Below are 656 nucleotides of genomic sequence, written 5' to 3' on the forward strand. Positions count from 1 at the left end.
GTGCCGGGAATGAAGGGTATCCCCGCGCGCTCCATGATGTTCCGGGCCACGACCTTGTTGCCCAGATCGCGGATGACTTGGGGCGGCGGACCGATGAAAATAATCCCCGCCTTTTCGCAGGCGGCGGAAAATTCCGGGTTTTCGGCCAGAAATCCATAGCCGGGGTGAATGGCGTCGGCGCCGGTCTTCCGGGCCGCCCAGATGATCTTGTCGATGTCAAGGTAATCCTTGCGGGGACCCTCGCCGATCATGACAGCTTCGTTGGCCTGGCGGACATAATAGGCTTCCGCATCGGCCTGTTCGTAAACGACCACGACGTCCAGGGACATTTCCTGGACCGTGCGCATGATCCGCAGGGCAATCTCGCCGCGATTGGCAATGAGCACTTTACTGATCTTCCTGTTTCTCTTCTTCATCGGATTACCTTCCCTTGAAAGGAGTTACATTTATCGATATAAGTCGGCCTTTATACTTATTGCCGGAATTTCTGTCAACATCATTATTGTAAACGAAAATTGTCTTGACATCGCGGGAATTGTTAAGCTAAACAGGCCGATCACAGTGCCAATCCTACCATTGCGCCATAGAAAGGAGAAGTCATGGCCAAATATGACTCCAAGTCATTAAGAAACATCGTAATCGTCGGACACGGATCC

The 656-nt window shown here is 52.4% G+C and carries 1 protein-coding gene; it reads right to left on the reverse strand.

All coding sequences use genetic code 11. The annotated features are described in order from the left end of the window. A partial coding sequence (locus ACMUOY_RS20400; protein ID WP_413894547.1) for a biotin carboxylase N-terminal domain-containing protein occupies positions 1–416 on the reverse strand: 416 nt, incomplete at its 3' end. Between the last annotated feature and the right edge of the window lie 240 nt (positions 417–656).

The organism is Candidatus Skiveiella danica (assembly GCF_022705245.1).
Lineage (GTDB): Bacteria > Pseudomonadota > Gammaproteobacteria > Burkholderiales > Burkholderiaceae_C > Skiveiella > Skiveiella danica.